The organism is Streptomyces racemochromogenes, from assembly GCF_044129415.1.
Taxonomy (GTDB): domain Bacteria; phylum Actinomycetota; class Actinomycetes; order Streptomycetales; family Streptomycetaceae; genus Streptomyces; species Streptomyces racemochromogenes_A.
In genome coordinates, this window is record NZ_JBBDHD010000002.1 from 105,776 (window position 1) to 129,983 (window position 24,208).

Annotated in this window: 21 protein-coding genes; 10 read left to right on the forward strand and 11 right to left on the reverse strand. The window is 73.4% G+C overall.

Going from position 1 to position 24,208, the window contains the following annotated elements; all coding sequences use genetic code 11:
- Positions 1–20: 20 nt before the first annotated feature.
- The 5 genes from WDV06_RS01455 to WDV06_RS01475 all read right to left on the reverse strand — a co-directional run bounded on the left by WDV06_RS01455 (position 21) and on the right by WDV06_RS01475 (position 8,041).
- Positions 21–1,259, reverse strand: a complete 1,239-nt coding sequence (locus WDV06_RS01455; RefSeq protein WP_395507722.1) for a glycosyltransferase — start codon at positions 1,257–1,259, stop codon at positions 21–23.
- A 6-nt stretch (positions 1,260–1,265) separates the two neighbouring features.
- Positions 1,266–2,816 carry an ArnT family glycosyltransferase gene (locus tag WDV06_RS01460; protein WP_395507779.1) on the reverse strand — a complete coding sequence of 517 codons (1,551 nt, stop codon included), beginning with the start codon at positions 2,814–2,816 and terminating at the stop codon, positions 1,266–1,268.
- A 263-nt stretch (positions 2,817–3,079) separates the two neighbouring features.
- A complete protein-coding gene (locus WDV06_RS01465; protein ID WP_395507723.1) occupies positions 3,080–4,375 on the reverse strand; it encodes a glycosyltransferase in 1,296 nt (431 codons plus the stop codon).
- A 255-nt stretch (positions 4,376–4,630) separates the two neighbouring features.
- Positions 4,631–6,685, reverse strand: coding sequence for a thioredoxin domain-containing protein (locus WDV06_RS01470; RefSeq protein WP_395507724.1), 2,055 nt, complete (start codon positions 6,683–6,685; stop codon positions 4,631–4,633).
- Between the two features lie 48 nt (positions 6,686–6,733).
- The gene (locus WDV06_RS01475) at positions 6,734–8,041 is read right to left on the reverse strand and encodes a recombinase family protein (RefSeq protein ID WP_395507725.1); all 1,308 of its coding nucleotides are present in this window, start codon (positions 8,039–8,041) and stop codon (positions 6,734–6,736) included.
- A 267-nt stretch (positions 8,042–8,308) separates the two neighbouring features.
- Here WDV06_RS01475 and WDV06_RS01480 point away from each other — a divergent pair, with 267 nt between their 5' ends.
- A complete protein-coding gene (locus WDV06_RS01480; RefSeq protein ID WP_395507726.1) occupies positions 8,309–11,533 on the forward strand; it encodes a tetratricopeptide repeat protein in 3,225 nt (1,074 codons plus the stop codon).
- A 387-nt stretch (positions 11,534–11,920) separates the two neighbouring features.
- On the opposite strand, the gene WDV06_RS01485 is transcribed toward WDV06_RS01480, so the two are convergent.
- Positions 11,921–12,154, reverse strand: coding sequence for a hypothetical protein (locus tag WDV06_RS01485; protein WP_395507727.1), 234 nt, complete (start codon positions 12,152–12,154; stop codon positions 11,921–11,923).
- A gap of 2 nt (positions 12,155–12,156) precedes the next feature.
- Positions 12,157–13,038, reverse strand: a complete 882-nt coding sequence (mca, locus tag WDV06_RS01490; RefSeq protein WP_395507728.1) for a mycothiol conjugate amidase Mca — start codon at positions 13,036–13,038, stop codon at positions 12,157–12,159.
- Positions 13,039–13,144: 106 nt separating this feature from the next.
- Between mca and WDV06_RS01495 the strand changes: the two genes are divergently transcribed.
- The 3 genes from WDV06_RS01495 (at position 13,145) to greA (ending at position 14,845) form a co-directional block, all read left to right on the forward strand.
- A complete protein-coding gene (locus WDV06_RS01495; protein WP_395507729.1) occupies positions 13,145–13,558 on the forward strand; it encodes a DUF4307 domain-containing protein in 414 nt (137 codons plus the stop codon).
- A 167-nt stretch (positions 13,559–13,725) separates the two neighbouring features.
- Positions 13,726–14,235 (forward strand): cupin domain-containing protein, encoded by a 510-nt coding sequence (locus WDV06_RS01500; RefSeq protein WP_395507730.1) that lies wholly within the window; start codon positions 13,726–13,728, stop codon positions 14,233–14,235.
- Between the two features lie 109 nt (positions 14,236–14,344).
- Positions 14,345–14,845 carry a transcription elongation factor GreA gene (gene greA / locus WDV06_RS01505; RefSeq protein ID WP_395507731.1) on the forward strand — a complete coding sequence of 167 codons (501 nt, stop codon included), beginning with the start codon at positions 14,345–14,347 and terminating at the stop codon, positions 14,843–14,845.
- An 80-nt stretch (positions 14,846–14,925) separates the two neighbouring features.
- On the opposite strand, the gene WDV06_RS01510 is transcribed toward greA, so the two are convergent.
- The 3 genes from WDV06_RS01510 to ilvA all read right to left on the reverse strand — a co-directional run bounded on the left by WDV06_RS01510 (position 14,926) and on the right by ilvA (position 18,199).
- On the reverse strand, positions 14,926–15,783 hold the full coding sequence (locus WDV06_RS01510; RefSeq protein WP_395507732.1) for an ABC transporter permease: 858 nt from the start codon (positions 15,781–15,783) through the stop codon (positions 14,926–14,928).
- Positions 15,780–16,805 carry an ATP-binding cassette domain-containing protein gene (locus WDV06_RS01515; RefSeq protein WP_395507733.1) on the reverse strand — a complete coding sequence of 342 codons (1,026 nt, stop codon included), beginning with the start codon at positions 16,803–16,805 and terminating at the stop codon, positions 15,780–15,782. The genes WDV06_RS01510 and WDV06_RS01515 overlap by 4 nt, the downstream gene beginning before the upstream one ends.
- 164 nt (positions 16,806–16,969) lie before the next feature.
- Positions 16,970–18,199 carry a threonine ammonia-lyase gene (gene ilvA, locus WDV06_RS01520; RefSeq protein WP_395507734.1) on the reverse strand — a complete coding sequence of 410 codons (1,230 nt, stop codon included), beginning with the start codon at positions 18,197–18,199 and terminating at the stop codon, positions 16,970–16,972.
- A gap of 238 nt (positions 18,200–18,437) precedes the next feature.
- Between ilvA and WDV06_RS01525 the strand changes: the two genes are divergently transcribed.
- The 3 genes from WDV06_RS01525 to WDV06_RS01535 are packed head-to-tail and all read left to right on the forward strand — an operon-like array spanning position 18,438 to position 19,717.
- Positions 18,438–18,959: a MarR family winged helix-turn-helix transcriptional regulator gene (locus tag WDV06_RS01525; RefSeq protein WP_395507735.1), complete on the forward strand. Its 522-nt coding sequence runs from the start codon at positions 18,438–18,440 to the stop codon at positions 18,957–18,959.
- A gap of 60 nt (positions 18,960–19,019) precedes the next feature.
- Positions 19,020–19,469 carry an RNA polymerase sigma factor gene (locus WDV06_RS01530; protein WP_395507736.1) on the forward strand — a complete coding sequence of 150 codons (450 nt, stop codon included), beginning with the start codon at positions 19,020–19,022 and terminating at the stop codon, positions 19,467–19,469.
- Positions 19,466–19,717 (forward strand): hypothetical protein, encoded by a 252-nt coding sequence (locus WDV06_RS01535; protein ID WP_395507737.1) that lies wholly within the window; start codon positions 19,466–19,468, stop codon positions 19,715–19,717. The genes WDV06_RS01530 and WDV06_RS01535 overlap by 4 nt, the downstream gene beginning before the upstream one ends.
- A gap of 25 nt (positions 19,718–19,742) precedes the next feature.
- On the opposite strand, the gene WDV06_RS01540 is transcribed toward WDV06_RS01535, so the two are convergent.
- Positions 19,743–20,900, reverse strand: a complete 1,158-nt coding sequence (locus WDV06_RS01540) for a cystathionine gamma-synthase (protein ID WP_395507738.1) — start codon at positions 20,898–20,900, stop codon at positions 19,743–19,745.
- 142 nt (positions 20,901–21,042) lie between these two features.
- Between WDV06_RS01540 and WDV06_RS01545 the strand changes: the two genes are divergently transcribed.
- The 3 genes from WDV06_RS01545 (at position 21,043) to WDV06_RS01555 (ending at position 24,168) form a co-directional block, all read left to right on the forward strand.
- Complete coding sequence (locus WDV06_RS01545) at positions 21,043–22,149, forward strand: hypothetical protein (protein ID WP_395507739.1); 1,107 nt, start codon at positions 21,043–21,045, stop codon at positions 22,147–22,149.
- Positions 22,150–22,357: 208 nt separating this feature from the next.
- Positions 22,358–23,956, forward strand: a complete 1,599-nt coding sequence (locus WDV06_RS01550) for a M48 family metalloprotease (protein WP_395507740.1) — start codon at positions 22,358–22,360, stop codon at positions 23,954–23,956.
- A complete protein-coding gene (locus WDV06_RS01555; RefSeq protein ID WP_395507741.1) occupies positions 23,953–24,168 on the forward strand; it encodes a hypothetical protein in 216 nt (71 codons plus the stop codon). Before WDV06_RS01550 ends, WDV06_RS01555 begins: the two co-directional genes overlap by 4 nt.
- Positions 24,169–24,208 lie beyond the last annotated feature (40 nt).

Below are 24,208 nucleotides of genomic sequence, written 5' to 3' on the forward strand. Positions count from 1 at the left end.
GGTGGTCCTTTCGGTGCGGCTCAACTCCTGGTCGTGGAACGGGTGCGGGCCGCCGCGCGCGGCCCGCGCGGCAGGTAGACGAGGGCCTCCGTGGCGGCGAAACGCAGCACGAAGGTGGTGACCAGCGCCAGAGCCGTCGCGGGCAGTACGCCGAGGCCGAACCGGCCGACGAACAGGGCGATCAGCGGGATGCGCAGCAGCAGGTCGGCGTTGGCCAGGAGGGCGAAGCGCCCGACGCGGTCCGCCCAGTGCCGGTGGCGGCGGCGGTCGCGGAAGAGGAGGGCCTCGATGAGGAGGAAGTTCCACAGCACCCCCGCCTGGTTGGCGACGACCTCGGCGGCCAGGTACTGCGCCCCGGCGTGGGTGAGCAGCCACAGCGCGAGGAGGTTGGGGACGAAGCCGGAGAGCCCGATCAGACCGAAGCCGATCATCCGGGCGAGCGGGCTCGCCGAGCGGAGGGCGGCCAGGTGGGTCAGGAAGCGCAGCCCTTCGCGGGCGGTGGACTTGGACTCGCCGGCGAAGCGGTCCTGGAAGACGAACGGCACCTCGGCGGTCTTCAGCGGCCGCCCGGGGGCACCTCCCGGCGAGAACCGGAGGCGGACGGCCAGCTCCAGCAGGATCTTGTAGCCGAGCGGCTTGAGCACCCCGCCGGTGACGGCGCCGGTGACGGCCGAGCGGCGCAGGGCGAAGAAGCCGCTCATCGGGTCGCTGATGCCGCGCAGGGCCCGCGGGAAGAGCCCCTTGGCCAGCCAGGTCGCGCCGCGCGAGACGGCGACGCGGTAGCCGCCGGCCAGTCCGGCCCGGCTGCCGCCGGGCAGGTAGCGGGAGGCGACGACGAGGTCGGCCCCGGTGCGGTCGCCCTCGGCGACCAGCTCGGGGACCAGGTGCGGCGGGTGCTGGAGGTCGGCGTCCATGACGACGATCCACTCGGAGCCGGCCCGGCCGATGCCCTCGACGACGGCTCCGCCCAGGCCCCCGGCCGGGGAGTCGCGGTGCAGGACGGCCACCGGGAAGGGGCAGTCGGCGGCGGCCTTCTCGATGACGGCCGGGGTGTCGTCGGTGGAGTCGTCGACGAACAGCACCTCGCAGGGCGGGCTCGCGGGCAGGGCGTCGCGCAGCCGGCGGAGCAACTCGTCGACGTTCGCGGACTCGTTGAACGTCGGGATGACCAGGGTGACGCCGCCGGACGCGGAGGGCACCGGCGGAGCGCCGACTTCCGGATCGTCCAGGGCGTGCGGGGGCCACAGGTCCTCGCTCATGGCGGTTCAGCTCCCACTCTCGCGGTCGGTGCGGCGGATCTCGATACGGTCCTCGCCCGTACCGAAGACGGCGACCGCGGTCGAATGCTCCAGAGCAGCCTTCACCGTGGGAAGGTCCACCGCGTCACGACGCACGGTGGGCGACGAGACGACGTAGTCGATGTCCCGCCAGCCGCGCGGCAGGGTCGAGGTGACGGCCGGGTCGAGGTCCGCCTTGTAGAACCAGATGGCGCCGGGTCCGGGTGCAAAACCGGAGTGAACGGCATCGAGCCAGAGCGCGTCGTCGACGAGGACACGGGTGTGCGCGGGGTCGGGCACCTCGCGGCCCAGCCAGGCGGCGGCCTGCCGGTAGGGGGCGTTGGCGTCGGCGGTGAGGGCGGTGCGGTCGCCCTCGTACCAGCGCGGCAGCACGAACGCGGCCGCGGCGACGGCGAGGACGCCGACCAGCACCCGGCGTCCCCACACCAGGGCCCGCCGCTCACCCGGACCGCGGCGCCGGCGCAGCACGGCATGGGTGACGCCGGCCGCGGCGGCGGCGAGCACCAGGGCGAGGAAGGGCAGGGCCTGGATCACGTACATCGCCGGGAGGTAGCCGGAGGGCCGCATCGCCACCACCGCCAGGATCACGGCGGCCAGGGCCGGACCCGCGAGCGCCCGGGCGGTGACCGACCACCGGTGGGTGGCCAGCAGCAGGACGGCGCCGGCCAGCCCGCCGAGCGGGAGCACGGTGTCGTAGTACAGCCAGGAGCGGAAGACGCCGTTGGAGCCGGAGCCGGGGTCCAGGATGAAACCCGAGCCGGGGCGGCTCATCTGGTAGGTGATGCCGTCGATGAGGGAGACGTGTCCGGCGCCGGGCAGCAGCTCGTTGTTGAGCAGGGCGTACAGCGGGTACGACAGGCCGATCAGCGCGCAGGCGGTGACGGCCCCGGTGACGGCGAACTTGCGGGTGTCACGGTGGCTGTGGCGCCACATCGTCACCAGCAGCGCCGGGAGCACCACCAGCATCGTCTCCTTGGTGAGGACGGCGGTGGCGGCGGCCAGCCCGGAGCCGAAGTGGTGCCACAGGTGACGGCTGGGCGACGCGGCGAGGCAGAAGGCCAGCAGCATCCACATCACGGCGAGGTTGTCGAGGAAGATCTCCCGCTGGAGCACCACGGAGAGCGGCGACAGCCCGAAGAGCCCCATCGCGAGCCCGGCCGCCCAGCGCGGCAGCCACAGCCGGCGGGCCAGTACGTAGATCAGAACGGAACCGGCGGCGGAGACGGCGAGCATCGACAAGCGCATCGGCGCGACCGTCATCGCGTCGGGCACGAACAGCGAGGGCAGCCAGGTCAGCCCGGCGATCTGTATCCAGCCGAGCGGCGGGTGGTCGTACCAGTACGTGTAGTGCGCCAGGCCCTCGCCCTGCTGGACCGCCCACGCCTGGGCGAGGTAGGTGCCCTCGTCGTCGCTCAGGGTCGGGAAGTTCGTGATGTTCCAGCCCTGGACGAGGACGATCACCAGGAGCAGGGTCCCGCACAGGATCAGGTCGGGGCGCGAGGAGCGGAAGCGGACCAGCGGGCGGACGGGGGCGGGCGGACGGACGCCGAGACCCCCGCCGCCGCCGCCGGTGCCGGTGTCCGTGCCGGTGCCGGTGCCGGTGTCCGTGCCGGTGCCGGTGCCGGTGCCGGTGCCGGTGTCCGCGTTGGTGCCGGTGTCCGTGCCGGCGCCTTCCTCGCCGGCGGGGAGCCGGGAGCCGGGCAGCCGGCGTACGGGCAGCAGCTGGGCGGTGCCGTCGGCGTCCTCCGGCTGCGGGTCAGTGGCCGTGCGCACGGTGGCGGTCACCGGTGGGCGTCCTCTCGGATCGGGGCGGCGGCGTCCGCGGCCGGAGCCGCGGCGTTCTCCAGATGGGCGCCGGTGTGGCTGGTCAGCTCCCACTCGTTGCGGCCGCGCTGCTCGCGCCAGACCGCGCGGATCGCGGCACCCGCCAGCATCACCTGGTAGAAGGGGCCGCCGACGATGAGCTTGAGGTAGTGGACGAAACGCACGCGCAGCCCGTACTGGCGGCCGAAGTCGTGCAGGCCGACGATCTCGAAGACGAAGGTCACCAGTGCCGTGATCATGGGCAGGAAGGTGACGATCGCGACCCCGACGGGCACGTCGAGGAAGACCGCCACGGCGAAGTTGACCGGGATGATCACCCCGGACGCCGCCTGCATGAAGGGGGTCATCAGCGTGTAGCGGGCCAGCCAGCGCTGCCCGCGGCCGGGCAGCCGCTGCCAGTCCTTCTTCCGGTAGACCTGGAGGAAGCCCTGGTTCCAGCGGGTGCGCTGCTTGAGCAGGCTCATCAGCGAGCCCGGGGTCTCCTCGCGGGTGACCATGTCGGAGTCGTACGCCACGACCACCTTCTTGCCGACCGAGGAGAGCCGCACGCCCAGGTCGCAGTCCTCGGCGAGGCAGTTCTGGTCCCAGCCGCCGGCCTCGCGCAGCACCTCGGTGCGCACGAACACGGTGTTGCCGCCGAGCGGGATGAACCCCTTCTCCGCGTGCAGGTGCAGGCGGGAGCGGAACCAGAAGAAGTACTCCAGGCAGTTGCGCAGGCTGTACCAGCTGGAGTGGAAGTTGATCAGCTGCACCCCGCCCTGCACCACGTCGGCGCCGGTGGCGCGGAAGGCGTGGTCGACGTGCGAGAGCAGCTGGGGATGGACCTGGTCCTCGGCGTCGAAGACCCCGACGACGTCGCCCCGGCAGTGCGGGAGGGCGGTGTTGAGGGCCTTCGGCTTGTTCTTCGTCTCGTTGTGGTCGACGACGACGCGCACGTGCTCGGGCGCGCGGGCTGCGGCGCGGTCGGCGACGGCGGCGGTCCCCGGGTCGTCGTGGCCGACGATCACGATGATCTCGTAGTCGGTGTGGCCGGACTCCAGGAGCCGTTCGATGGTGTGTTCCAGAACGGCCTGCTCGTGGCGGGCGGGCAGCAGGAGCGAGAACGCCAGCCGGTCACCGCCGTCGGGGCGGTCGAAGCGGGTCGAGGCCAGCGTCTCCGGCGTGCGCCAGGCGTGCATCTGCCACCACAGGGTGAAGGCGGCCATCCAGAAGAGCGCAAGAGAAATGGCGGAAATAACGACAGAGGTGAACAAACCGTCCCCCACAGACATGCCGCAACCCCAGGCGGCAACCGGCAAACCCCCCGGAGACGTGGCGCGGGCCCCCCGGCCCGCCGCCTCCGCGTTCCCCCTCGGGCGCACCCCCCGGTGCGCGTCTCGGTGACTCCCCTCGGTGACTCCCGAGGACACGAGACTAGGCAGCACATGTGAAGCTCAGGCACCGGCTGGTTAAAAACCACATTTCCGAGTTGATGTACCGCAACCGGAATTGACGCTACTCCGACGCCTTCAGGGACGAACCACACCCAACTGGTCGGCCAGTTCGACCGGTTCCGTCGTAGGCCGCGCGCAGACGAAGTGCCGGCACACGTACGCCGTCGGAAGGTCGCGCACGCATGTGCGCTCGGCCAGCAGGGGGAACTCCCCTCCACTGCCGTCGGCCGCACGCGGCAGCCCGACCGCCACCACCGCCCCGGGAGCCGTCCCCAGCAACGCGGTGCGGTGCAGGGCGGCCGTCGCCGGATCCTCGGGGTGCCCCACGACGGCCACCTCGCGCGGACCGTCCACGAGCGCCTCCGCCACCGCCAGGCCGTGCCCGATGAAGCGCGGGGCGCGCGGCCCGAGGGCCTGCACCACCGCGAGCGCCCGCTCGGCCGCCTCCCGGTGGGGCCGCGAGCCGGTGTGCGCGGCGTACGAGAGCAGCGCGCCGGCGGCGGCCGTCCAGCCGGAGGGGGCCGCGGTGTCGGTGGGGTCCTGGGGGCGGCGGATCAGCCGCTCGGCGTCGTGCGCGGTGTCGTAGAGCGAGCCGTCCTCGGCCGTGAACCGGGCCAGGACGAGATCGACGAGGAACCCGGCGAACTCCAGCCACACCCCCTCCCCCGTGACGGCGGCCAGGGCCAGGAACCCCTCGGCGACGTCCCCGTAGTCCTCCAGCACCCCGGCGTTCGCCCCGACCCGCCCGTCCCGGCTGGTCCGCGCCAGCCGGGCCGTCCCGTCCATGTGCACCCGTACCAGCAGGTCGGCGGACTCGATGGCCCGCTCGACCAGGTCCGGCCGCTCGAAGAGGGCCCCGCACTCGGCGAGGGCGGCGATGGCCAGCCCGTTCCAGGCGGCGACGACCTTGTCGTCCCGCCCGGGCGCGGGCCGCCGGCCGCGCGCTTCGAGCAGCCGCTCCCGGACCGAGGCGATCCGCTCGGCCTCCACCACGGGCCCGTCCTGCGGCAGTTGGAGCACCGACTTCCCGTGCTCGAACGTCCCCTCCTCGGTGACCCCGAAGTAGGCGGCGGCCAGCTCCCCATCCGCCTCCCCGAGCACGTCGGCCAACTGCTGCGGCGTCCAGGCGTAGTACGCGCCCTCGACGTGCCGCCCGCTCTCGGGGTCCTCGCTGTCGGCATCCAGCGCCGAGGCGAACCCGCCCTGCTCCGTGCGCAGTTCCCGCACCATGAAGTCGGCTGTCTCCAACGCGACCCGCCGCGCGAGGTCCGACCCGGTGGCCCGCCACAGATGCGCGTACACCCGGCAGAGCAGGGCGTTGTCATACAGCATCTTCTCGAAGTGCGGCACGACCCACTCCCGGTCCACGGAGTACCGCGCGAACCCCCCGCCGAGCTGGTCGTAGATCCCGCCCCGGGCCATGGCCTCACAGGTGTCGGCGGCCATCTGGAGGGCCCCCTCGGACCCCGTCCGGGCGTGGTGGCGCAGCAGGAACTCCAGCACCATGGACGGCGGGAACTTCGGCGCCCCGCCGAACCCGCCCCGCACGGCGTCGTACTCGCGCGTCAGCCCGAGCAGCGCCCGCCCCAGCTCCTCGGGCCCGGGCACCCCGGCCTTCCCGTAGTCCAGCTGCCGCCCGGCGAGGTCCCGCACGATCCGCTGCGCGACCTCGGCCACCTCCTCGCGCCGCCCGACCCAGGCACCCCGCACGCCTTCGAGCACCTGCATGAAGGAGGGCATGCCGTGCCGGGGCTCGGGCGGGAAGTAGGTCCCGAAGTAGAAGGGCTCGGCGTCGGGGGTGAGGAACACGGTCATGGGCCACCCGCCCTGCCCGGTCGCCGCCTGCACGGCCTCCATGTACACGGCGTCGACATCGGGCCGCTCCTCGCGGTCGACCTTGATGTTGACGAAGTGCTCGTTCATGTAGGCGGCGGTCAGCTCGTCCTCGAAACTCTCGAATTCGAACACATGGCACCAATGGCAGCTCGAATAGCCGACACTGAGCAACACGGGTACCCCTCGCTCACGCGCCTCCTCGAATGCCTCCGGCGACCACGGCCACCAGTCGACCGGGTTGTCGGCGTGCTGGAGCAGATACGGCGAGGTCTCGTTCGCGAGGCGGTTCGGCATACGCCCATCCTGCCGCACCGCCCGGCTCCCGCCTCGCGGGCGGGGCCATCAGGCCGCCGGTTCGGCCGAGGAGAGACGATCGGCCCATTTCCAGACGGGGACCACACGGGAGTAATCCCAGGTGTGGCAGCCTTTTCGGCCGGGCGTGATCACGAGGTGGGCGAAGACCGAGCCGATCACCCTCCGCTTCTCCTCGAAGCCCATTTCGCCGGACTGCCACCTCTCCCTCATGGACTCGGGGAGCCTTACCTTCCCCTTTCCGTTTGCCGGAAAGAGCAACCTCGCGATGGCCTCCTCCACAAGAGGGCCGCTGATGGCGCAGCGCCCGCAGCCACGGCCCGCCGTGCAGATGTAGTTGTACGGGCTCTTGCGACTCGCCGCCTTGCCCCCGCCCATCGGCTGGCCGCATACGCCGCCCCCCTCTGTCTCCGCACCGCAGCGCAGGAACCCGGTCGCCAGATACTTCGGGCCGGCCTTGCGGCCGGTCAGCCGCGGACTGAGCGGGCCCCGGTGCATGTACAGGCTTCCTGCCGAGAACGTCGCACAGACGGCTTCCCACTGCCCAGGGGTCACGATCGCCTGCCACACACCGATCAACGGCCGACCCGTCTCCGGATCCATCAGCAGCTCGCCGCGGTTGGCCCGGAAGCCGCACACCCTCGGCGCAGTGATGATCTGTGTGACCGTCTGCGGATTCGGCCGTCCCCCGCGAGTGCCGGTGACGCCCAGCGCGGCCCACTCGCGCACCACCTCCCCTACGGAGGCTCCGGCGATCCGCTCCTCGATGGCCTTGCGGACCAGCTCCGCCTCCACCGGGTGCAGGCTCTGGCGGTCCTCCTGCCACCCGAACGGCCTCGGGCCGCTGTGCGGCAGTCCGTCCATCGCCCGGGACCAGTGCCAGTCCTGGACCCGCCGGCTGCGCATCCTCCCCTCGGCCACAGCACCCTGAAGGGATTCGGCGCCTTGCAGCAGCCCCTCCTTCGTGTAGGGGTCGCGCAATCCGTCCCGGCCGACGTACACACGGCCGGGCCCCGAAGTCAGCGCCGACATGAAGCGGATGAAGTCCTCCGGCCTTCGGTAGAGCCGGTCGTCCGCGACGGCGACGACGCCGCGCAGCGGTCCGGCGGTGAAGGCGTGGCCGCGGTGCAAGTCGGCCAACAGACGGTCGAAAGCCGGCCGCTCCCGGTCGCCTTTCGTCGCACTGCGCGCTTTGTCGGTGTAGGTGGCCACGACGACGCAGCCTTGGTCGCGGGCGGTCTTTTCATTGATCCGGTGTTGGTTTCGCACCCCGCGTTCGTCGCGGTGCCGTGAGTCCTGTGAGGTACGTGCGTACGAGGCGACCGGTATGAGCTCCATGGCGTGTTCTCCCTCGGGAATTCGTCCGATATCCGATCCAACGAGCGATTGAGAGACCGGGTTACGGATGCTCACCCCATGGCCCGGCGACTGAGGCGGGGCGTCCGGGGCGGTGTCGCCGCCTCGTGTCCGGGCGGCGCGCATATATGCGCGCGGTTGGCTGTGCGTGGCCCAACTGCCTCTGATCTAGCTCAGATTGGCTCGCCTTGTGGACCTTCGCGCAGGACACTTGGCGGACGTTTGCGGAGCTCTCCGAGGAGGATGCCGATGCGGGACAGCCATCGTGTCGAGGCGGAGCGGGTGCTGGCCCGGGTCGTCGGGGAGGAGGTTCGGCGGGCGGGGGGCGGCGTGGACGGTGAGGTGTTGCTCGCGCGGGGGCGGGAGGCGCTCGGGGGGCTGGCCGGGGTGGCGGACGAGGAGTACGCCGCCTACGTGGCCGCGCTCGACGAGGCCGCCGCCGGGGCGCAGTCGCTCGGGGAGGCCTTCCGGCGGGCCGGCAGCGGGACGGCGCTGCTGGTGACGGCCGTCGCCGCGGTGGCCGCCGCCGGGGCGGACCTGGCCTTCGGCGTCGACGGCGGTACGGCGCTCGGCGCGGGCGTCGTGGTCGGCGCGGCGGGGGCCGCGACGGCGGTGGCCCGGGTGGCGGCCGTGCACGTGCCCGCCGCGAACCGGCGGGCCGGGGCGGCGGGGCGCCCGGGCGGGCCGGAGCAGCTGAGGCTGAAGTGGCTGACGGCGCTGGAGGTGCGCGGGATCCGGCCCTTCCTGGAGCAGGAGCGGACCGTGGCGGCCGCCACGACCGCCACCGCGGCCCCCGTCACCGCCCCCGTACGGGCCGGACAGCCCGCCGTGCCGCCGCAGTTGCGCGGGGCGGACCGGAGCGCGGAGGCGCGGCGGCGGAGCATGCTGGAGCAGTCGTTCGGGCAGCTCCCGGACGCCGACGCCCTGTTCACCGGCCGGCGGGCGGAGCTGGCGCGGATCGCGCAGTGGGTGCAGACGGCGCGGGCGAGTACCGAGACGCGGCCGGTGGTGGTCGTGCTGCACGGTGAGCCGGGGGTGGGCCGCACGGCGCTGGCGCTGCGGGCGGCGCACGCCCTGCGGGACCAGTTCCGTGGGGCGTGCGTGGTGGACCTGCGGGGCGGGGCGACGGCCGCGGGTGAGGCGCCGCTGTCGACGCGGGAGGCGCTGCTGCACCTGCTGAACCGGCTCGGCGCCCCGCGCGAGCAGCTGCTGTTCCGGGAGGGGGCCTCGGCCGAGCAGCAGGTGCGCCGGCTCGGGGAGCTGTACCACCAGCACCTCCAGGGGCTGCCGGTGACGGTGGTGCTGGACGACGCGGTGGACCCGGAACAGGTGCGGGCGCTGGTGCCGGAGCGCTCGGAGAGCCTGGTGCTGGTCACGGCGCGGGAGCCGCTGGAGCTGCCCGCGGACCTGGGGGCGTGGGTGCACCAGTTGCCGGTGGTGCGGCTGGCCGGGCCGGAGGCGGCGGAGGTGCTGCGGGCCGGGGCGCGGGCGGCGGGTGAGCCCGTGCCGGGGCCGGTGGCGGAGGCGGGGCTGCTGGAGCTGGCGGCGGGGTTGCCGCTGGCGCTGCGGGTGCTGGCTCCGCTGGGGGCGGCGCGGGCCTCGGACGGGGGCGGGGACGGGGAGGGTGCGCTGGAGCAGGCGCTGGAGCTGGCCTACGTACGCCTGCCCGAGGAGCGGCGCCGGCTGCTGCGCCGGCTCACCCTGGCGGGGCGGGCTTCGCTGGGTGCGGCGGCGGCCGCGGCGCTGGTGGACGCCGAGCGGGTGGAGGCGGGGCGGCTGCTGGGCGAGCTGGCCCGGGCGGGCCTGCTGGACCTCGTGCGCGGGGAGCGGTACCGGGTGCACGACGCGGTGCGCGCGTACGCGGCGGCGCGGCTGGCGGCGGACGAGGACCGGGCGGAGGCGGCGGCCGCCCACGAGCGGTTGATCCGGGACTACGCGCGGCTGGCGGACGCGGTGATCCGGATGGTCGACGGGAAGATGTCGACCCGGGCGGACCATTTCGGGGGGCACGGTTTCCCGTCGCTGGACGCGGCGCTGCGCTGGCTGGACGACGAGTCGAGCTTCATCACGGCGGCGCTGCGGCAGTCGGAGGGGGTGGACCAGCAGGCGGTGCTGGATCTGCTGGGGGCGCTGTGCGACTTCTGTCTGCTGCGCGGGGACCTGTACCGGCTGGGTGAGATCAACGAGCTGACGCGGGCGGTGGACCAGGGGCGGCTGAACCGGTCGGTGCAGTGGCGCACCGGTATCGCGGCGCGCCAGCTCGGCGAGCTGGACAAGTCGCGGACGACGCTGACCTCGCTGGTGGACCAGTACAAGGAGGCCCGGCAGGAGGCGGGGGCGGCGATGGCCCTGTTGTCGCTGGGCATCACCCTGCACCACCAGGGGAACCTGCCGGAGGCGGCGGCCCGGATCCGGGAGGCCCTGGTGCTCCAGGAGCCGGAGGAGCTGGCGGGTGACCGGGCGTGGTCGCTGCACGCGTTGGGTGCGGTCGAGCGGGACCTGGGGCGGCTGGGGGAGGCGGTGGGACTGCTGGAGCGGTCGCTGGCGCTGCACCGGGAGAGCGAGAGCGTGCACGGCGAGGCGTGGGCGCACTTCCAGCTGGGGCAGGTGCACCTGCGGGTGGGTGACGTGTCCCGGGCGGAGGAGGAGCTGCTGCTGGCGCTCGGTCTGTACGGGCGTACGCGCGACGACCGGGGTGAGGCATGGGCGCTGACGCAGCTGGGCCGGGCCCGGGTGATCGCCGGGGACTCGGAGACGGCGCTCCAGCGGCTGCGGGACGCCCTGGCCCGGCACCGGCTGGCGGAGGACGCGCGGGGCGAGGCGTGGACGCTGTACTACCTGGGGCAGGCGCTGGAGGAGGAGGGCGGGCTGGACCGGGCGGTGCGGGAGCTGGAGCGGGCCCGGACGATGTTCTCGCGGATGCGGGACGTGTACGGGCTGGCGCACGCCCGCTACCACTCGGGCCGGGTGACGCGGGACCTGCGGGCGGCGCAGACGGGGAATCTGCGCAATTCCGGGTTCGCCCGGCAGCTGCTGGTGGACGCGCGGGCGGACTTCCGGCGGATCGGGCTGGCCCACGGGGAGGGCTGGACCTGCCTGGAGCTGGCGGTGGTGGACGCGGGGAACGGGCGGGTGCCGCAGGCGCTGGCGCTGTGCGGGGAGGCGGCGGTGCTGTTCGGCTCGTACGGGGACCGGCGCGGGGAGGACTGGGCGCGGTTCCTGCGCTGCACGCTGCTGCCCTACGGGGGGACGGCGGGGGGTACGGACGCGGCCCGGGCGGAACTGGCGCGGCTGGCGCAGGGGGCGCACGGGCTGCGGGGGGACCGTCTGGAGGAGTGCGTGGAGGCGTACGGGGCGGTCCTGGGCCGGGGTGTGGACCCGGCAGAGGGCTGGCAGGCCTGGCGTCTGGGTCTGGTGCCGGACCTCCGTGCCCGTGAGGTCATGGGGGTGGCACTGCCGACGCCGCCGGCGTGAGCGGTGCGGTGCTCTGGAAGCTGATCACCGCTCGGCGGACGTGGGCACCGCTCTCCGGCGTGCGATCAGCGCTCGACGGCGCGTGCACCGCTCTGCGGCGTAGACACCGCTCGGCGGTGTGAGCACCGCTCGCAGGGGGGGGAGCACCCGCCGGCACGATCACCGCACTCCGGCGTGAACACCGCTCGGCGGCACGATCACCACTCTCCGGCGTGAACACCGCTCGCAGGGGTGAGCACCCGCCGTCGGCGCGAGCACCGCTCAGCCTTCCGCGCACCGCTCCACGGCGCGTGCACCGCTCTCACCGTACGGAGGGGTGCGCGCACGGCAGCGCCCCGCCCTGCCGGGTTCCGGCGGGGCGGGTGCTCACCCGTGGTACCGCGTGGCTCAGGCCTTGGTCGCGTCGGCCGCCGGGGCCGCCGACGCGGCGGCGGGCTCCGGGGCTTCCTCGAAGTCCACGCGGCCCATGTGCTTGCTCATCGACTTCATCAGGCCCCACACGCCGAGGGCGAGGGCCGCGAACACGATGAACCCCAGAAGACCGGGGGTCACCTTGTTCTTGTCGAAGGTGTCGGCGGCCAGCGGAACGAGCTGGGTGACTGCTGCCTGCATAGCGCTCATAGCTAGGCATTCTCCCGGATGCCCGCGAAGAGGTCGGACTCGGGGAGGGAAGTGTCGACGAGCGACTTCGCGAGCTCGTACTCCTCGGTGGGCCAGACCTCCTTCTGGATCTCCATCGGGACGCGGAACCAGCCGCCGTCGGGGTCGATCTGCGTGGCGTGCGCGATGAGGGCCTTGTCGCGGATCTCGAAGAAGTCCGAGCAGGGCACGTGCGTGGTGAGGGTCCGCTCCTTACGCTCGAACTCCTTCCACCGCTCCAGCCACTCGCCGTAGGGGGACTCCAGTCCGCGCGCGAGGAGCGCCTCGTGCAGGGCGATGGTGCGCGGCTTGTTGAAGCCCTGGTTGTAGTAGAGCTTCTGCGGCTGGTACGGGGCGCCGTACTCGGCCTCGGGGAACTTGTCGGTGTCGGCCGCGCCGTCGAAAGCCACCATCGTGATCTTGTGGGTCATGATGTGGTCGGGGTGCGGGTAGCCGCCGTTCTCGTCGTACGTGGTGATGACCTGCGGCTTGAACGCGCGGATCTTCTTCACCAGCTCGCCGGCGGCCTCATCGACGTCCGCCAGGGCGAAGCAGCCCTCCGGCAGCGGGGGCAGCGGGTCACCCTCGGGGAGGCCGGAGTCGACGTAGCCGAGCCATTCCTGCTCGACGCCGAGGATCTCGCGGGCCTCCTCCATCTCCTTGGCGCGCACTTCGTGGATGTTCTCCTCGATGTACTTGTCGCCCTGGAGCTTGGGGTTCAGTACGGAACCGCGCTCACCGCCGGTGCAGGTCACCACCAGGACGGGCACGCCCTCGGAAACGTACTTGGCCATCGTGGCCGCGCCCTTGCTCGACTCGTCGTCGGGGTGGGCGTGCACGGCCATCAGTCGAAGCTGCTCGGTCAAGACAGGATCCTCTGTGATTCGGCGCGACGGTCAACCTCTATATTGACCGAATCGGGGGACGGAAAATTCCTGGGTGCCTCACCCTCCCCAGCGAGAGGAATCGATCATGAGCGCGGTGCGCGAAGGGCTCCCGGAAGGCCGTTACGGCCGGTCGGCGGACGAGCGTGCGGACCGGAAGCTCAAGGTCGTCGGGTCGGTGCTCGGGGTGGGGCTGCTGGCCCTCGTCGGGTGGATCGGCTGGGACTACGTCGGCGGGCAGAGCGTCAGCGCCGAGGTGATCAAGTTCCAGATCGTCTCCGACTCCGAGGTGAAGGTGCACCTGGAGGTCCGCAAGGAGGCCTCGGTCACCGGTGTCTGCACCCTCGATTCGCAGGACCAGGACCACACCGAGGTCGGCCGGGCGGACTTCACGTTCCCGCAGGAGAGCACGCGCGTGGACGAGGTGGTCACGCTGAAGACCACGGGCCGGGCGACGATGGTCGAGCTGGTCGGCTGCCAGGCGGCGGGAACCGCCCGCTGAACCTGCCGGGCGACACCCCGCGTGCCCTGCCCGGCAGACGGAAGAACCCCATGCGCTTCAAGCGGATCCTGACCGCGACCGCAGCCCGGGGCGTTCACGGCACGCGCCGGGCGGGGTAGGGACCGGGGTGTCACGCCATCCGCACACCAGCAGCCCCAGGAGCCCGCATGTCACTGTTCATCCCGGATTTCGACGACGCGGTGGTCGTCCGCGCCGGCGACGCGGAGGAGATCCACTACGGGCCGGACTCCTCCCTGCGACTGCTGGCCGACAGCTCCACGGGCGGCGGGTTCCTGTCCACCATGCGCGTGAGCCTGCGGGCGGGCTCCGACGGCGCCCGCCCGCACCACCACGGCCGGTCCGCCGAGATGTTCTACATGATCGACGGGACGGCCCAGCTGCTGGCCGGCGACAAGGTGGTCACCGCCGAGGCCGGCGACCTGGTCGTCGTGCCGCCGGGGCAGCAGCACGCCTTCGCCGCTCCGCCCGGGGAGAGCGCCGAGATGCTGGTGGTCATCACCCCGGGAGTGGAGCGGTTCGAGTACTTCCGCCACCTGGAGCGCATCCGCTGCGGGAAGGTGCCGCCGGAGAGCCTGCTGGAGGTCCAGGAGCTGTACGACACGTACTTCGGGACCAGCACCGCCTGGGAGGACGCGCGCGCCCCCCGGGGTCAATGACACACTTCATACACAGGGTGTCCTCCCCCTTTTCTTCCCGAATTGTTAGGCTCGTGGTTTCGCCCGCCACCGGCGGCTTTGTAGTCCCCTGTACCGACGAGGAGCACCCGTGACCCAGACGAGCGAGAGCGTCACCTGGCTGACCCAGGCGGCGTACGACCAGCTGAAGGCCGAGCTGGACTACCTCTCTGGTCCCGCCCGCACGGAGATCGCCATGAAGATCGCGGCTGCCCGCGAGGAGGGCGACCTGCGTGAGAACGGCGGCTACCACGCGGCCAAGGAGGAGCAGGGCAAGCAGGAGCTCCGCGTCCGCCAGCTCACCCAGCTCCTGGAGAACGCCAAGGTCGGCACCGCGCCCACGACGGCCGAGGGCGAGGTGGCCCCGGGCATGCTCGTGACCATCGCGTTCGACGGCGACGAGGACGACACGCTGGAGTTCCTGCTCGCTTCCCGCGAGTACGCCTCCGACGACTTCGAGACCTACTCCCCGCAGTCCCCGCTGGGCGCGGGCGTGCTGGGCAAGAAGGTCGGCGAGGACGCCCAGTACGAGCTGCCGAACGGCAAGAAGGCCACCGTCAAGGTCATGGCCGTGAAGCCGTTCAACGGCTGAGCCGCCCCTTCACGAGGCCCAGGCCGTACGCGAGAGCCCCCGCCGGACCGGTTCCGGCGGGGGCTCTCGCACGCCCGGGCTCAGGCGGTGGCCGACCGGTACTTGCGCACGGCGAGGGTGCGGAAGCCCACGATGATCAGTACCGACCACAGGACCGACGCCACGACGGGGTGCTGCATGGGCCAGGCGTCCGGCACGGGGTAGCCCTCGGGGAGGTTGCCGAAGAGCACGCGGGCCGCCTGGACGGTGGCGCTGAAGGGGTTCCACTCCGCGATGGTCCGCAGGAAGGGCGGCATGTTCTCGGAGGGGACGAAGGCGTTCGAGATGAACGTCAGCGGGAAGAGCCAGATCAGCCCGCCCGAGGTGGCGGCCTCCGGGGTACGCACCGACAGGCCGATCAGGGCGCCGATCCAGGAGAAGGCGTACCCGAGCAGGAGCAGCAGGGCGAATCCGGCGAGGACCTCGACGGGGCTGGTGTGGGTGCGCCAGCCGACGAGCAGGGCGACGACCGCGAGGACGACCAGGGTCAGGGTCGTCTGGACGAGGTCGGCGAGGGTGCGGCCGGTCAGGACGGCGCCGCGGGCCATGGGCAGGGAGCGGAAGCGGTCGATCAGGCCCTTGTGCATGTCGTCGGCGATGCCCGCGCCCGCTCCGGCGGTGGCGAAGGTGACGGTCTGGGCGAAGATGCCGGCCATCAGGAACTCGCGGTAGGCCTGCGGGGAGGTGCTGCCGCCGACGGCGATCGAGCCGCCGAAGACGTAGCTGAACAGCACGACGAACATGACCGGCTGGACCAGCCCGAAGACGATCACCTCGGGAATCCTGGACATCCTCAGCAGGTTCCGCCGGGCGATGACCAGGGAGTCCTTGGCGCTCCCGACGATGCCGCCGCGCGGGCGGGGGGCCGTGAGGCCGGTGGCCGGGGAGGTGGTGGTCACTGTGCCGCCTCCTTCTCCTTCAGGGCGTCGCCGCGGCCCCCGGCCTGCGGCGGGCCGGCGCCGTCGGCGCCCTCCCCGGTCAGCTGCGCGGCGTGGCCGGTGAGGGAGATGAACACGTCGTCGAGGGTGGGGCGGCGCAGGCCGATGTCGTCGATCTCGATGCCTCGCAGGTCCAGCTCGCGGATGACCTCGGCGAGCAGCTTGGCGCCGCCCTGCACGGGGACGGTGAGCTTGCGGGTGTGCTCCTCGACGGTGGTCTCGCCCCTGCCGAAGCCCGCGAGGACCTCGCGGGCGGTGGCGATGTGGTCGCGTTCGTGGACGACGACCTCGACGCGTTCGCCGCCCGTCCGGGCCTTGAGCTGGTCGGAGGTGCCGCGGGCGATGACCCTGCCGTGGTCGACCACGCAGATGTCGTGGGCGAGGCGGTCGGCCTCCTCCAGGTACTGGGTGGTGAGCAGGAGGGTGGTGCCGCCCGCGACCAGTTCCTCGATGACGTCCCAGAGGGCCTGGCGGTTGCGCGGGTCGAGGCCGGTGGTGGGCTCGTCCATGAACATCACCGGCGGGCGGACGACGAGGGCGGCCGCGAGGTCGAGGCGCCGGCGCATGCCGCCCGAGTAGGTCTTGGCGGTGCGGTCGGCGGCCTCGGCGAGGTTGAAGCGCTCCAGGAGTTCGGCGGCCCGTGCCTTGGCCGCGCGCCCGCTCATCTGGTAGAGCTGGCCGACCATCCGGAGGTTCTCGCGGCCGGTGAGGTATTCGTCGACGGCGGCGAACTGGCCGGAGAGGCCTATGGAGCGGCGGACGTCGTTGGGGTGCTTGAGGACGTCGATCCCGGCGACGACGGCGCGGCCGCTGTCGGGCCGCAGGAGGGTGGTCAGGACGCGTACGGTCGTGGTCTTGCCCGCGCCGTTCGGGCCGAGGAGGCCCAGCACGGTTCCCTCGGGGACGTCGAGGTCCACGCCGTCCAGTGCCCGTACGTCGCCGAAGGTCTTGACCAGGGCTTCGGCGTAGATGGCGCCCGGCATACGGATTCTCCCAGCGATCAGAGCGATCAGTCGGATCGGGGCGGTACTAGGCAAATCGTAGGAGCGCCGGGCCAGGGCCGCCCGGCGCGACCACCGCACCCTATCGCGTCATATCGCGTTCCGCCATGGGTCGCGCGCTGCGTACGTGCGTTCCCCCGGCGGGCTCAGCCCATCACCCGGTACCCCGCGCCGTGCAGCGTGCGGGCGACCTCCCTGCAGTGCTCGGGCCCCTTCGTCTCCAGGTGCAGTTCCACCTCGACCTCGGTGAGCCCCAGGCGCGGGTCGGTCCGTACGTGGCTGACGTCCAGCACGTTGGCGTCCACCGTCGACAGCACCCCCAGCAGCCCCGCCAGCGCGCCGGGGGCGTCCGCCACCCGCAGCCGCAGCGACAGGTAGCGGCCCGCCGCCGCCATGCCGTGCCGCAGGATCCGCTGGAGCAGCAGCGGGTCGACGTTGCCACCGGACAGGACGGCCACCACCGGCCCGCCCGCGTACCGCTCGGGCTCGGACAGCAGCGCGGCCACGGGGGCGCAGCCGGCCGGTTCGACGACCAGCTTGGCCCGCTCCAGGCACAGCAGCAGCGCGCTGGACAGGGCGTCCTCCGAGACCGTGCGTACGTCGTCCAGCAGTTCCCCGATGATCGCGAAGGGGACGTCGCCGGGGCGGCCGACCCTGATGCCGTCGGCCATCGTGACGGGGTGGTCGACCGACACCGGGTGGCCGGCCCGGAGGGAGGGCGGGTAAGCGGCCGCGCCCGCCGCCTGAACGCCGATCACCTTCACGTCCGGGCGCAGCGCCTTGACCGCCACCGCGATGCCCGCGGCCAGCCCGCCGCCGCCGACCCCGACGAGGATCGTGCGGACCTCGGGGCACTGCTCCAGGATCTCCAGTCCGACGGTGCCCTGGCCGGCGATGATGTCGCGGTGGTCGAAGGGGTGGATGAACACCGCCCCGGTGCGGTCCGCGTACTCCTGCGCGGCGGCCAGGGTCTCGTCGACGACCTGCCCCTCCAGCCGCACCTCGGCGCCGTACTCCCGGGTGGCCGCCACCTTGGGCAGCGGGGCGCCCACCGGCATGAACACGGTGGAGCGGACCCCGAGCAGGGAGGAGGCCAGCGCCACGCCCTGGGCGTGGTTGCCGGCGCTGGCCGCGACGACGCCGGCGGCGCGCTGCTCGGGGCGCAGACCCGCGATGCGCACGTACGCGCCGCGCAGCTTGAAGGAGCCGGTGCGCTGGAGGTTCTCGCACTTGAGGTGGACCGGGGCGCCCACGAGGGCGGTGAGGTGCCGGCTGCCCTCCATGGCGGTCACCCGGGACACCCCGGACAGCATCTTCTGAGCCCCCCGGACGTCGTCGAGGATCACCTGCGGAACGGGCTGCACGCGGTAGTTCATGCGGCCAGTCTCGCAGCCCCCGCAGGCCCCGGCGCAGGGATGGAGGGACCGTCCGCGCGGCCTCGGGGCAGAGCCCGGGCGGGCCGGCGGAGGGGGGCGAGATCTCGCCATGCGGAACGAGCCGGGGGCGGCCGCGCGGACGGGGCGTATCAGTTGTCAAACGCGGCGTACGAGCCGCCGCGCGGCCGCGTACTCTGTCCCCCATCCTTGTCGGCCCCACGCGAAGAGAGCCACGGCCATGCCCTCCATCCCGGCCAGTTCCGACCTGCCCACGGCGGCCGAAGCGCCCGCCGGATCCGGACTCCTGGACGCGCTCCAGCACCAGGTCGCCGTCTTCGCCCGCCGGGCCGAGCAGACCCGCCTCGGCGGGGTCGGCCAGGCCCGCAACTCCATGGACCGGGCCGCGTACCTGCTGCTGAACCGGCTCGACCTCGAAGGCCCGATGGGCGTCAAGGCGCTCGCGGCCGGCATGGGCATCGACTCCTCCACCGTCACCCGGCAGGTGGCCCCGCTCGTCGACAGCGGGCTGGTCAAGCGCACCTCGCACCCCGAGGACGGCCGGGCCGTGGTCCTCGCGCTGTCCCCGCGCGGGCTGGCGCGGCTGGAGGAGGTCCGCTCCTCGCGGCGCGAGCTGATGGCCCGGGTGACGGAGGGCTGGGCGGAGGACGAGCGCGAGGTGTTCACACGGCTGCTGACCCGTTTCAACGGCTCGCTGTCGGAGCTGATGTCCGCCGGCGCCGAGGGCGGCCCCGCCTCCTGAAACGGCGGGAGATCCCGCGGCGTCCCACCCCTTGACCGGGGTGGTGGCGCAGGCCGCACCATGGGTGCCGTGGACCGGCGTGCGGTGCGGGACCCGGAGTTCGAGGCCTTCGTCGCGGGCGCGGCGGGGCGGCTCCTGCACGTCGCGGTCCTGCTGACGGCCGAGCCCCCGGCGCAGGCGTACGCCGCGCACCGCATCCTCGCCGGCGCGCTGGCCCGTACGTACGCGCACTGGGAGCGGCTGCGCGGCGACGACCCGTACGACCACACCCGCCAGGAGCTCTGCGCCCTGTACGCGCGCGCCGCGCGGCGGCTGCCGCCCGGGAGCGGGGTCCTCGCGCCGCTGAGCCCGGTCCAGCGGCTGGTGCTGGTGATGCGGGTGTACGAGGGCGTCGCCGAGGAGGTCACGGCCGCGCAGCTGGGGCTCGCGCCGGAGCGGGTCGAGGCCCTGCGCAACCGGGCGGTGGCCGCGCTGCGCGAGACGGTGCGTTCTTCGGCGGGGACGCCATGAGCGCGTACGACCGCAAGGAATCGCAGGTCAGACAGCTGCTGGAGGGGCCGCATCCGGCGGTTCCGGCCGGTCTGGCCTCGGCCGCCGCGGCCCGGGGGCGGCGGCTGCTGCGCCGGCGCCGCGCCCTGCGCCGGTTCGGCTGGGCGGTGCTGTGGGCCGCGGCGGCGGCCTTCGCGGTGTGGGCGGCGCTGGCGCACCCGTGGGTGACGCCGCCCAGTCACGTCTCACCGCCCCTGGAGGGCTGGTAGGCCCTCCGGGGACGGTGCGGGCAGGTCAGCCCAGGGCCTGGGTGAGGTCCGCGATGAGGTCGTCGGCGTTCTCGATGCCGACGGACAGGCGGATCAGGTCCGCGGGGACCTCCAGGGCGGAGCCGGCCACCGAGGCGTGCGTCATGCGGCCCGGGTGCTCGATGAGGGACTCGACGCCGCCGAGGGACTCGGCCAGGGTGAAGATCCGGGTGCGGCCGCAGACCGCGACGGCCTCCTCCTCACCGCCGGCGACCTGGAAGGACACCATGCCGCCGAAGTTGCGCATCTGCTTGGCGGCGACCTCGTGGCCCGGGTGCTCGGGCAGGCCCGGGTAGAGGACCTTGGTGACCTTCGGGTGGCGCTGGAGCACCTCCACGATCTTCGCCGCGTTCTCGGCGTGCCGGTCCATGCGTACGGCCAGGGTCTTGATGCCGCGCAGCACCACCCAGGAGTCGAAGGGGCCGGCGACGGCGCCCATGGCGTTCTGGTGGTAGGCGAGCTCCTCGCCGAGGGCCTCGTCCGCGGTGACGAGGGCGCCGCCGACGACGTCGGAGTGGCCGCCCATGTACTTGGTCAGCGAGTGCACGACCACGTCGGCGCCGAGCGCGAGCGGCTGCTGCAGGTAGGGGGAGGCGAAGGTGTTGTCGACGACGAGCTTCGCGCCGGCCGTGCGGGCGATGTCCGCGATCATCGCGATGTCGGTGATGCCCAGCAGCGGGTTCGAGGGGGTCTCGACCCAGATGACCCTCGTCTTCGGGGTGATGGCCGCGCGCACGGACTCGGCGTCGGAGGTGTCGGCGACCGACCACTCCACGCCCCAGCGGGCGACGACCTTGGCGAAGAGGCGGAAGGTGCCGCCGTAGGCGTCGTTGGGGATGACCACGTGGTCGCCCGGGGCGAGCAGCGTGCGCAGCAGGCAGTCCTCGGCGGCGAGCCCGGACGCGAAGGCGAGGCCGCGCCGGCCGCCCTCCAGCGCCGCGAGGTTCTCCTCCAGCGCGGTGCGGGTCGGGTTGGCGCTGCGGCTGTACTCGTAGCCGCCGCGCAGGCCGCCCACCCCGTCCTGCTTGTAGGTGGACACCTGGTAGATCGGGGGTACGACCGCGCCGGTCTGCGGGTCCGCCGTGTTGCCCGCGTGGATCGCACGGGTCTCGAAGCTCTGGTGCTCGTGGCTGTCGTCGCTCATGGGGCAGATGCTATGCCCCGCGCGGGAATCGTTCCTCTCCTGGCCTGACGCGGCGGCGACCCGGCGCTGACCCGGCCGGCCGCGGGACCGGGGCCCGCTTCACATTCGCGTTCGACCGGCCGGGTCTGGTTCGCTGGGAGGCATGCAGATTTTGTGGGTCCTGATGACATCGGCCCTGGCCGGCCTCATGATCTATCGGTTCGTGCGGATCCGGCGCGGCGGGCTGCGCCTGGTCTCCCCCGGCAGCCCCGACGCCGCCGACCCCGCGGACTACGGGTTCGCGCGGCAGGAGGAGCTCGACGTCCGGGTGCCCGGGCCCGACCAGGACCTGATGGACGCTCTGGAGAACGTCCAGCGCGGCGGCGGATGGCAGGCCGCCTCCGCGCTGCTGGCCGGCACCCCGAAGGACGGCGAGCTGCGCTGGCAGCGGGTGCAGGCCTTCGGCGGGGCGGCGGCGCTGGACCTCGTCCGGCGTCCGGGGGTCGGTGCGCCGTGGCTGAAGGCGTGGCGTCTGGAGGCGGAGAAGGACGCGGGCGGCGCCCAGGTGCACGCGGAGCTGCTGGTGCAGCAGGCCTGGCGGTCCTCCGGCGGGGTGGGCGCGCAGGACCACCGGATCATGCTGGAGGAGGCGCGGGAGGCCTGCCGCAAGGCGGCGCTGCTGGCGCCCGGCGACCCGGTGCCGTTCATCACGGAGCTGGCGGTGGCGCGGGGACTGGGCTACTCCGAGGCGGAGTTCGACGCCCTGTGGGCCAAGGTGATCGACGTGGCGCCCGCCCACCTGGGCGCGCACCTGGCGGCCCTGCACTACTGGTGCGAGAAGTGGCACGGTTCGCGGGAGAAGGCGGCCGCCTTCGCCGAGGCCGCCGCGGCCCGCGCCCCGCGGGGTTCACTGCTCGCGGCGCTGCCGCTGTTCTCCGTGTACGAGAACCTGCCCGACCAGCTGCTGGTGAGCGACTTCGGGCGGACCGCGGTCGTCTCGCGGGCGGTGGAGGGGGCCCTGTTCGCGGTGCACCAGGCCCGGCCGGACGACCCGATGCTGGCGCACGTACGGCACCTGCTGCTGTGGTTCCTGGTGAGGATGGAGCGCTGGGCGGAGGCGATGGAGCAGGTGCGGCACGTCGACGGCTACGTGGGCGCGCTCCCCTGGTCGGCCGCCGAGGACCCGGCGCACGCGTACGCGGTGGTCCGGGCGCTGGCGGTGGCGGGCTACGAGGCGAACGGCGGCTCGCCGGCGACGCTGCCGCACTGATCCGGCGCCGGGCGTACGGGAGTTGCCGCGCGCGGGCGCGCGGACGGGGCGACGCGGGCGCGCGGACGGGGCGACGGGGGGCGGGATGCGGCCCGCGGCCCCCGGCACCCCCGGCTTCCGGCCGCCCCCGCGGAGACATAAGGTGCGCGTAAACATCGCACCAAGCGCGTCAGAACGCCGCGCCATCCCGTGGGGGGACCCCGTCCATATGGGCGCTTCGCTGCGCGCTCTGCGCGCCCTCGTCCTGCTCGCAGGCTTCTACCTGCTGAGCTTCGTCCTGCTCGCCGCCCTCGGGCTCGCCGACTGGGCGGCCTTCGCCTGGCTGCACGGCGCGGTCGCCGGGAAGATCGTCATCGGCACCGCGGTCCTCGCCGTCCCGATCGTCCGCGGCATGTTCATGCTCCGCACCCCCCGGCCCGGGCCCCTGCCCGGCGTCCGCGTCACCGAGGCGCAGGAGCCCGCCCTGTGGCAGGCCGTCCGCGAGATCGCCGACCAGGTCGGCACCCGCGCCCCCGACGAGATCGTGCTGATCGACGAGGTCAACGCCGCCGTCTCCGAGGACGCGCGGTTCCTCGGCCTGCGGGCCGGCACCCGCCGCCTCTACCTCGGCCTGCCCCTGATGACCGGCCTGGACGAGATGCAGCTGCGCGCCGTCCTCGCCCACGAGATGGGCCACTACGCCAACTTCGACACCCGCCTCACCCCCCTCATCGCCCGCGGCCGCGCGCAACTGGTGCGCACCATCGCCCACTTCCACGAGCGCGCCGACAACACCGAGGCCAAGGAGCGCGCCCGGCAGGAGAAGCGCGCCGAGAAGCGGATCGCCCGGGGCAAGAAGGCCAAGGAGATCGACACCGACGGCGCGGGCGTCTCCTACCGCGCCATGGCGAAGATCTACACCGGGTACGCCCACTTCTACATGCGCGCCACCCTGTCCTCCTCGCGCCGCCAGGAACTCGCCGCCGACCTCGCCTCGTTCCGCGTCGCCGGCCGCGACTCCGCCGCCTCCGCGCTGCGCGAGCTGGGCGCCCTCGGCTCGGCGCACGGCTTCTACATGCGCTCGTACGCCACCCTCGGCGTCGGCGCCGGCCTGCTGCCGGCCCCCGGGCAGGTCTTCGGCGGTCTGCGCCACCTCCTCGACGCCCGTGCCGCCGAGCTGGAGGACATGCGCCGCGAGCTGTCCACCGAGCCCGCCTCCCCGTACGACTCGCACCCCGCGCTCGCCGAGCGCGTGGCCCGCATCGAGGCCCTGCCCGACGACGGCCGCACCGGCCAGGCGGCCCGACCGGCCCTGGAACTGCTCTCCTCCCCGCAGGAGGCCCTGGCCGCGCTGGAGCAGGCCGTCCTCACCCCCGAGGCCCTGTCCCTCACCCGCGTGGACTGGGACGAGCTCGTCCACCGGTCGATGACCACCTACGTCGGCCGGGGCGCCGAGGAGATCCGCGAGGCCCTCACCGCCGAGGGCGCGGGCCCCGGCCTGGGCGACCTGCTGGACGCCGTGGACGCCGACCCGGCGGTGCGCTGGCGGATCGCCGACCGGTTCCCGAAGTCCGATGAGGCGCGGGCCGCGACCGGCCGCACCGCCCGCGAGTTCGCCCGCCCGGTCGTCCGGCGCGCCCTCGAACGGCTGGTCACCGTCGAACTGCTGGCGCGCGGCGCCGCCCGCTGGGAGCTGTCCTGGTCGGAGCCGGCCGCCCTGTCCTACCCCGTTCCCGGATTCGAGGACGAGCTCGGCCCCGCCCTGGACGCGGCCGTCGCCGACCTGCCCGACACCGGACTCCTGCGGAAGCTGGTGCTCGCCCCGTGACCCTCGTACTCGCCGTCCTCGGCGTCCTGCTGCTCGCCGTCGTCTGCTGGGTGCTGCGCGGCGTGTTCGTCATCCGCAAGGCCAAGCGGCTCGAAGCCGAGATCGGCGCCCTGGACGCGCGGACCGAGGCCGCCCGGACCGACGAGCAGGCCCGCAAGGCCGCCGCCGCCGTCGCCCTGGGCTTCGTCGCGGAGACTGGGCGGTGGACGTGACGGCGCCGGACGCGTGACCGCCGGGGGGGGGGGGGGGGGA